At 61.2% G+C, this 8,493-nt stretch carries 8 protein-coding genes; 2 read left to right on the top strand and 6 right to left on the bottom strand.

Annotated features, from left to right (window positions below):
- The 3 genes from P8X75_13405 to P8X75_13395 form a co-directional block, all read right to left on the bottom strand.
- A partial coding sequence (locus P8X75_13405) for a PIN domain-containing protein (protein ID MEJ1996177.1) occupies positions 1-182 on the bottom strand: 182 nt, incomplete at its 3' end.
- Entirely contained in the window at positions 179-442 is a 264-nt protein-coding gene (locus P8X75_13400) for an AbrB/MazE/SpoVT family DNA-binding domain-containing protein (protein ID MEJ1996176.1), read from the bottom strand. The genes P8X75_13400 and P8X75_13405, both read right to left, overlap by 4 nt.
- 376 nt (positions 443-818) lie before the next feature.
- Entirely contained in the window at positions 819-2,423 is a 1,605-nt protein-coding gene (locus P8X75_13395; GenBank protein MEJ1996175.1) for an amidohydrolase family protein, read from the bottom strand.
- Positions 2,424-2,579: 156 nt separating this feature from the next.
- Here P8X75_13395 and P8X75_13390 point away from each other — a divergent pair, with 156 nt between their 5' ends.
- Positions 2,580-3,941, top strand: a complete 1,362-nt coding sequence (locus P8X75_13390; GenBank protein ID MEJ1996174.1) for an amidohydrolase family protein — start codon at positions 2,580-2,582, stop codon at positions 3,939-3,941.
- A 129-nt stretch (positions 3,942-4,070) separates the two neighbouring features.
- A complete protein-coding gene (locus P8X75_13385) occupies positions 4,071-5,300 on the top strand; it encodes a hypothetical protein (GenBank protein MEJ1996173.1) in 1,230 nt (409 codons plus the stop codon).
- Positions 5,301-5,324: 24 nt separating this feature from the next.
- On the opposite strand, the gene P8X75_13380 is transcribed toward P8X75_13385, so the two are convergent.
- From P8X75_13380 to P8X75_13370, 3 genes are all read right to left on the bottom strand, one after another.
- Complete coding sequence (locus P8X75_13380; protein ID MEJ1996172.1) at positions 5,325-6,314, bottom strand: helix-turn-helix domain-containing protein; 990 nt, start codon at positions 6,312-6,314, stop codon at positions 5,325-5,327.
- A 532-nt stretch (positions 6,315-6,846) separates the two neighbouring features.
- Positions 6,847-8,109 carry a Xaa-Pro peptidase family protein gene (locus tag P8X75_13375; GenBank protein MEJ1996171.1) on the bottom strand — a complete coding sequence of 421 codons (1,263 nt, stop codon included), beginning with the start codon at positions 8,107-8,109 and terminating at the stop codon, positions 6,847-6,849.
- Positions 8,110-8,211: 102 nt separating this feature from the next.
- Positions 8,212-8,493: hypothetical protein (locus P8X75_13370; GenBank protein MEJ1996170.1), on the bottom strand; the 282-nt coding region annotated here is incomplete at its 5' end.

The following is an 8,493-nucleotide window of genomic DNA, read 5'->3' as shown; positions in this document are numbered from 1 at the left end:
TCCAGATCGACCGACGGGTATTTCTTCCCGAGACGATCGCCGACACGGCGATACTCCGCCAGGATGTCCACGCTCGCCAGCAGCTCGAGCTCGCCCTCTGCCCAGGCGGCAAGGATTGTGGCCGGAGGCCCTGCGAAGAAGATGCCTGACATCAGGACGTTGGTGTCGAGGACGACTCTCATCCCCGACGACGGGACGCGCGGACCGCTTTCTTGATCTCGGAGCGCTTGACTCCGGCCTTGCGGGCCTGACTTCGCACCTTGCGAGCGAGCGCCTGGAACTCTCGCCTGTCCGGTGCCTCGATCTTCTTCAGGATTACGACGTCGCCTTCACCCATGACGACAAACTGAGCCCCGGGCTCGAGGCCGAGCTCCTTGCGAACCTCCTCGGGAATGACGATTTGGCCCTTGGACGAGAGTCTTGTGGTGGCGATGCTGCTCATGAGTAGTCTCCAGCAATTCTTACTAGTAAGACACTAGCGCTTCGCCAGCGTTTCCGCAATCGAGCGGCGCCGCGCCTTCGAGCTGACCCTGGGCAGGATGGCGTTGGGTAAGGACACAGCCAGCAGTTCACCCGATTCCGACGATTCTCGAACGGTTTCGAGGACAGGTATCGATGAGAACACGTCCAAAGGACACGAGCAAAACGCGTTCCCAGACATTCTTATGACAATGTCACAAATCCCCGATGTCAATCGGGAGTTCGCCGAGGTCGGCGCGATGTTCGCGGTCTTTGATGTGCTCCGGCGGAACCGTCGACGCTAGGCACTTGTGGGCGTCGAAAAGCCGAGGACCGATGCCCTGGCTCGGTGATCTGCGCTAGTTCACGATCTTGTTTCGAATCGCCACGCCTGCAGACACCTTTTGGACTTTGGAGTCGTCGACGACGATCGTGCCATTGACGATCACGTAGGGAATTCCGGTCGAGGGCAGCGTGTTCTTGCCATCCTCGAAAGACGCATTGTCGGTGACGGTATCCGGATCGAAGATCGTGATGTCCGCCGTCATGCCTTCCTGAAGGCGGCCGCGCGTCTGCATCTGCGGCACCATCGGGCCTAGGAACTTAGCTGGCAGATAGCTCATCCTCGCAACCGCATCCATCAGCGGGATTGTCTGCTTCTCGCGCACGAGTCGCAGGATCATGGCGTGGGTGCCGGCACCTCGCGGGTGGCCCTTACCGCTGCCGTACGGCGTGTCGTAATCGCCCCCGTAGCCATCGTTGAAGAGCCAAGGCATCCCGTCGGACCCGACGATGATCCCTGGCCGCTTCATGGCCGCCTCGACGTATTGCTCCTTCATGGAGTACATCAGAAGGCCGGTGCCCGGGGCTTTGGTCCTGAGCTGGTCGAACTTCTCGTCGGTCAGTTTCTCGCCGGTTGCGGTCACCACGAGATCGGAGGCTTCGATCCCCAGCCTTTCCTTGTAGCCGGGCTTGAGGTAGTCGGCATCGACGTAGGTCCCAGCGAAGGTATACGGGTAGAACTCGCCGATGACGTTGGTCCCCTTGCCGCGTGCGGCGTCGATGAGGTCGAGGCATTTCTCGGTCAACCCGAGGCAGTTGCTGGGAATGTGATGAAGAAGCAGGGGGACGTCTTGGAGCTCCGCCACCGTTAGCATCTCTTCCATGCCCAAGTAGCCGCTCGGGGGAATCTGCGCGAGAAAGCGCACGTGAGACGTGATGGGAACCCCGTACTCGTGAGCCAGCGCGGCCACGTTCATGACTTCCGGGCTGCTTGCGATGGTGTAGTAGCCGATCGGATAGGAGATGCCGATTCCCCCCTGCTTCAGCCCCTGCTCGACGGCCGCCAGGATCGCGGGTTCGTCGTCCGCATCGTAGACTTTCGTCTTGAACTGGGCGCCGTCTTTCATCGCCGCGCCTAAGGCGCCGGTGTAGATGGCGCGTCCTTTGGGGTCCACTTTGTCGAGCACCGCAACGCGAACGAAGGCATGCGAGACCGACGTGCCATAGTTCACAAGCGCGCCCGTATCTTCCCAGTAGTCATAGAAATCGTTCACCGGAAACGCGCCGAGCTCGAGGTCCATCGGCGTGGTGACTCCGTCCCGCGCATAGACCTTCATTCCGAAGGGCGATTGGGCATGGCTGTGGTAGTCGATGAAACCCGGGGCCACGACGTGGCCCGTGGCGTCGATCTTGCGCGCGCCCTTCAGGCTGTCCTCGCTGATGACGACGATCTTCCCGTCCTTCACGCCCACGTTACGGATTGCGTCGAGGTTCGTTTCGGGGTCCATGACCCTGCCGTTGGCGATGACGAGATCGAGGCCTTCGACGATGGGAGCCTCGGCCGCGGGTGCCGGCGTCTTGGTGTCCGGAGGTGCCTGATCCGCAGCCGGTTTGGATCCGGGCTTGCAACCTAGAACGAACAGCGCGACGCAAAGCGCAGACGTGGAGCATAGTCGAGTCACGTAGTCCTCCCCTCTTCTTGTAGGTCTTTGCTTAGCCCCTGGCGGGCCGGATCCGAAGCCTCTTGCAGGCTCTTTGCAAGATCTGGATACAAACTCTTGCTAGCACGCGGGCGAGGCGCTTCTATCCTCACTGCTAAGCCATCGATAGGAGAAGAAATGAGCGCATTCGCTACGACCACGCCCCGAAGAGCAGCCTCGGTCCTGGCGCTCGCACTCGCGAGCCTTGCAGGGACTACGGCGGCCCAAGACTCGACGCCCAAGAGCGCAATCCTCGTGAGGAATGTCAGGGTCTTCGATGGAGTCAGCGATCGGCTGTCCCAGACGACCAACATCCTCATCGAGGACAACAAGGTGGCCCGCATCTCACCCGATGCCAGCGCCGGCGGCGAGGCAACGGTCATTGACGGTGGCGGCCGCGCCGTGATGCCGGGGCTGGCGGATACGCACACGCACCTCGCCTTCGCCTCGGTGCCCCAGATGAAGCTCATGGTCGGCCCACCCGGCTACAGCTATATCCATTCCGTCGGCGACGCCGAAGCCATGCTGATGCGTGGTTTCACCACCGTGCGCGACATGGGCGGCGACACGTTTCCCTTGAAGATGGCGATCGACGAGGGGCGCGTCGCGGGGCCGCGCATCTATCCTGCGGGAGCCATGATCAGCCAAACCGCCGGCCATGGCGACTTCCGCTTCCCCAATCAGAGGCACCCGCGATTTGGCGGCAAGGTCGAGGCGATATTCGAGCAAGGCCACGCGACGCTTGCTGATGGGGTTCCCGAGGTGCTCGCCGCCGCGCGAGAGAACCTTCGTCACGGGGCATCGCACATAAAAATCGCTGCCGGCGGCGGCTACTCGTCACCGGCGGATCCACTTCTCGGAACCCAATACACCTACGGCGAGGTCAAGGCGGCCGTCGACGCGGCGGCGAACTGGGGGACCTACGTCACGATTCACTCCTACCATCCTGAATCGATCAACATGGCGATCGATGCGGGCGTGAAGGACGTCGGCCACGGTCAGTTGCTCGACAAGAAGACGCTGAAGCGGATGGCCAAAGAGGGGGTCTTCCTGAGCACCCAACCGTTCACGGTCTGCAACGAGCCGCAGCTGGACGACTTCTCGAACTCCAAGTTGGCCATCGTCTGCAAAGGCACGGCCTTCGTGTACGACACGGCAAAGAAGATCCCGAAGCTGAAAGTCACGTATGGCACCGACCTCTTCTTCGTACCCCCGGAGGTGTTTGCGGAGCAGGCCAAGATGATGGAGCGGCTGCTGAAATGGTATAAGCCCGTCGAGATTCTGCGCATGGCGACCAGCACCGCCGGCGAGCTCTTCAAGATGAGCGGCCTCCGCAACCCCTATCCGGACGGCGACCTCGGTGTCGTCAAAGAGGGCGCCTACGCCGATCTGCTGTTGGTTGACGGCAACCCGCTCGAAGACTTGAGCGCCGTGACCGACCAGAACAACCTGAAGGTCATCATGAAGGACGGCGTGATCTACAAGAACACGCTGGAGTAGCTCGGTTAGAGTCGAAAGCGAACGTGGGGGCCAGCGCGCAGCCATCGTGTCGGCGCGGGCCTCATCCCGTTCAACGCCCTGACACTCGGCACCAGCCTCTTCCCTTTCGAGTGGACCAACCGCATCAAGGTGAGCCTCGAGGGCGGGCTCTGCTTCAACGCCATCAACTCGACCCTCGTCAACCCCAATCCGGTCATCGATTGCACGCGAGCCCACTCGACGGCTTGCAAGATCTGGATACCGAAATTCGTTGCGAGAGATACGAGTTCGTATTATCGGCTCAACGTGCGGAATTTCACGCGAAGAGGATTTGCCCAGCGCTCACTCGTGAAGCCTGCCGCCCGCTGGCGAGCCATTCATCTGCCGACCGTGCTGGTCGCCACGGCCCTGTGGGCCAGCCCGAGCCTCGCCGAGGACGATCCACCCGAGGCGTCGAAGAGTTTGCGCGCGCAGGGCAAGTCCCCGGCGCCCCACTGTGACGACCCCCACGCGGAGCATCCGCACAACTATCAAGACGTGTGCAACACCGAGTCGGTCGGTGACCTCCGTGCACCCCAAAAGAGGACTGGGAGCGGGAGCTCAGAGCTTGCCTCCAAGCTCGCGAACCCGAGCGCGCCAGTCCTACAGCTGACCACCTTCATGGACGTCACGCAGAACGGAGGCTCTTTGCCAGGCGCGCATCGCGGCTCTTTCAGGTTGAACATCCAACCGGTTCTGCCGTTCGAGACCTATCGCGGGAACCTTCTGTTTCGGCCGTTGATCTCCGTCGATTTCGGCCAACCATTCGTCACCGCGAGCGGAAACGTCGACGGCGCCGTGCAGTTCGGAAACGTCGCGCTCGACAGCGTATTCGGAAAGACCTTCAAGAACGGTCTCCTGCTGATGGGTGGGGTCAACACGGTCTTTCCAACGGGCTCCAAGTCGGAGCTGCGGGCCGACTGGACTTTCGGGCCGGAAATCGTGATCGGTTACGCCTCGAAGAAAACCGGCAACGTATGGGGCGCCATCGTTGGTTACTTCTGGAGCTTCCCCAGCGATGTTCAGTCGGTGGGCGGTCAGTACTTCTACGCGATCAACCTGGGTGGGGGCTGGCAGGTCGCTGCGAGCCCAAACTGGTCCTATGTTCGCGACAACAATCTCCTGCGTTTTCCACTCGGGGTAGGCATCTCCAAAGTGGGCGCCCTCGGCAAGAAGGATTTCCCTCTCAAGCTCGCAGCTCAACTGTGGGGCTACACGCCCCCACCTGACGGAAGCGGCCCGGAATGGCAGATTCGCATCACGGTCTCACCCATCTTCAATCGACCGTGGCAGCAGCAAGGAGCGGGCACACTTCGCAATCGGCGCAAAAGCGGCGGCTGAGAGCCCCACGGCGGTCACCAGGGGCTACCGCTCGTCGAGGGTGACCGAGGGAAGCTCACCGAAGAGCGCCTGATACTCGGCGGCAAAACGCCCTAGATGCGTGCAGCCCGTGGCAAGCGCGACCCGCTTGATTGTGCCCCGATCCGCGCTCGACCGTCGGAGCTCGCTCCGGGCTCTACCGAGCCGCTTGAGACCGAAGTACCGCATCGGAGACATGCCGTAGAGATCGTTGAACGCATAGTTGACGGACCTCGCACTGACGCCCGCCGCCTTAGCGAGATCGGCGAGGGACAAGCGCTCGTGTCCGAACGCATCGAAGTGCTCGTTGCAGCGTCGAACGATGCGTGCCTTGCCGACTGGGGGAGCCTCGGTCGGGCGACTGCCCTCACAGACCGCGACGAGGAGCTCCAAAGCGCGCGACATCAGCGCGTAGTTCGCTGCGTTGCGAGCCGGCGCGTCCGCAAGGCGCTCAGGCTTTTTTAGCATCACGTCGGCTTGGGCGGCCATGGTCCCGACCAGGGCGCGTTCGAGCTCGTGGTGGCCCCAGAGAAAGCCGTTTGGCAGCCGGATCTCGTCCACTCCCAGGAGCGCGCAGACAGTCGACTCGACCTGTTTCCGGTTCAACCCGATCCACAATGCTCGGAAGTTCCGCGCGTGGCGCACGAACTCGCCTTCAGGAATGAAGAGCTTCCGTGGCTCGAGCTCCTTTCCATGGACGAGCAGTGGACCATCGCATTGGAGGGACGCGCTGAGGAAGAGCGTCGAGTCGTCAATCGCCATCTCGCTGACCGTCTCCGGCAAGCTGTAGGTCTGATGGAGCCTCACCTCGCTCAGCTCGACCCGCGACACCCGCGCGTGGAACGCGCCAGGACTGACCTGGACAAACTCTCCATCAATTTCCGGAATGCCTTCGGCCAGCTCTTCGGGGTCCGAAAACGAGCGCGAGAGGACGGGCGAGACGACTACTGGGGAGGACGATTCCGTTTCCTCCTGCGTCGTCTCCCGATGCGCCATTCCTGTGAAACGTATGCCTGAGAGTCTCGGGAAGCAACTCGTGGGCTACTAGCACGGCAGACCGCAAGGTCTGGCCGGTCCCGGGCCTAGCGCACCGTCGATTTCGGTGAAGCCGACTCGAAGGCCCGAAGCGAGGGCCGTGCAGTTTTGGTGTCTGCCAAAACTATCCCTTGCCCGAACAAAGTCCGGGTCAAGAGTTCGGTGCCGACGAACCTTCGCAAGCCACCGATGTGAGACACGTCGCCAGAGCGACAACGAGAAGCGGGGAGCCAGCGCGCTTCACCATCGGCCGGCAAGATAGCATCGATCGGCGCTGGGTTCCGGCGATGGCGCCTGACGGCAACCGAGCAATGACGCGCCGCTCCGTCGCTCCAACCCGATCCCGCCGGCACCCGTGCGCCCGACGATCGACCAACAGCTCTCCGTGCAGTCCAACGCGCGGCGCGCGCGCCCCGGCGAGGTGGCACGGGCGTTGAAATCGCCCCAGAAACGGGGCCCCGTTCCTGGGGGAATGCTTTGGACGAGCCCTCGCTCAGAGTGAGCCGTCCCAGACCAGCGAATCCGGCGCAGTGGTGAACCGCTCGTGCCCCGTGTCGGTAATCGCAAAGGAGTCTTCAATGTTGTACGGTCCCGGCGCTGGCGCACCCTCCGCTGCCATGTACGAGGTCTCCAAACTCACAACCATGCCAGGCTGGAATTCGATATCCACACCGGGTGCGAACTTGGGATTGTCCTCGACCGTCGGAGAGACGCTGATGCTGTGCCCCACGTGGCCTCGGGCGTAGACAGGAATGACCGACGACTTTTCCACTTCTGCCCGCACGGCAGCATAGAGGTCCGACATCTTCACGCCAGGTCTCAACATCTCGACACCTTTCTGGAACCCGGAATACAAAGCGGCATAGGTCTCCACGTGCTTGGCGTCCGGCGAACCACCAACGGCCCAGGAACGCGTGATGTCACTGATGTATCCCAGATGCTGCCCACCGCCATCGATGCGGCAGATATCGCCCCTCTTAATAACGTAATTCCGAGGCGCATAGGAAACGCCCCAATAAGGTCCGATTCCAATCTGGTAGCCCATGAGAGTCAAGGAGTTTTCCGTATCTTCTGCCCAGCCCGACGACTGGATCAGCTTATCGAGAACCATGGCGTTCATCCCGGGCTCGAGCTGCTGAGCAACGCGCCCCAAGGTGCGTTCGAAGTGCTGGGCCGTCATCCTCAGCATATCGATTTCCCAAGGCGTCTTGATCAGGCGCGCTTCCATGATCAAGCTGTTGCAGTCCACTGCTTGATCCTGCTTTACCTGGCTATCGAGGTAGGCGAGAATCCCTCCGAGCAGAATGCCCTTCTCAATGCCGATCTTACCGTTGGGAGCAAGGTCTTGGGCCAGGGACAGTGCAGATTTGAACCCAGCCAGTGCGTCAAGGCCCGCGCCTCGTTCCTGGTGCGACTCCGGTGTCCCGTCGTCTACGAAGACGAAACCGGGCATGGCCGAAACCTCGATCCCTGTTGTCATCCTAGGGGCATCATCACTTTCCATCAGGTTGATGACTAGATGCGGCGTCCCCTTTGCCGGAATAACTACCACCGCCTGGCTTCCAGCGGGAACACCCGGTGCATAGGCGAATCTGGAGTAGTAGCCCGTAGAATAGAGAACATTTTCTGGCTTCACCAGAACCAGCACGTCAAATCCTTCACGCTTCATGAGGCCTTGAATACGGTCCAGAATGGCCTTCTGATCCCGCTTGGCCAGTAAGGGGTGCATGATCATCTCGAGCTGCGATGTTCCCATTTTCGTCTCCTACGTCTCGTTGAACCGCCCCGGGTATTCCGGAGGCTCGTCTTGAATCTAGTGAGCGCAGACTCCGGTAGCAACGCTGATTTCGCCCAGGTTCTAGCGTGTCGCCTCGGCAATACGCTCCATCGCTGTCTCAACGCGGGAACGCTGCGTGCCCAGGTTCAATCGCAGGAAGCCAGCTCCGTTTTCACCGAACTGGGATCCGTCAAGGACGGCTAGCTTCAGCTTGTGTACAGCAAAGTGTTCCAGGTCGTTATGAGTGAGTCCCACAGACCGACAATCCAGCCATCCAAAGTACGTGCCATCGGGAACATTCATCCGCAGGTGCGGTGCGTTCTCCTTCAAAAAGTTGCTGGCGTACTCAAGATTCCCTTTGAT

It is taken from the genome of Limibacillus sp. (assembly GCA_037379885.1).
Classification (GTDB): domain Bacteria; phylum Pseudomonadota; class Alphaproteobacteria; order Kiloniellales; family CECT-8803; genus JARRJC01.
The sequence above is the reverse complement of the archived record's forward strand: the minus strand, read 5'-3'. Positions and strand labels throughout refer to the sequence as shown.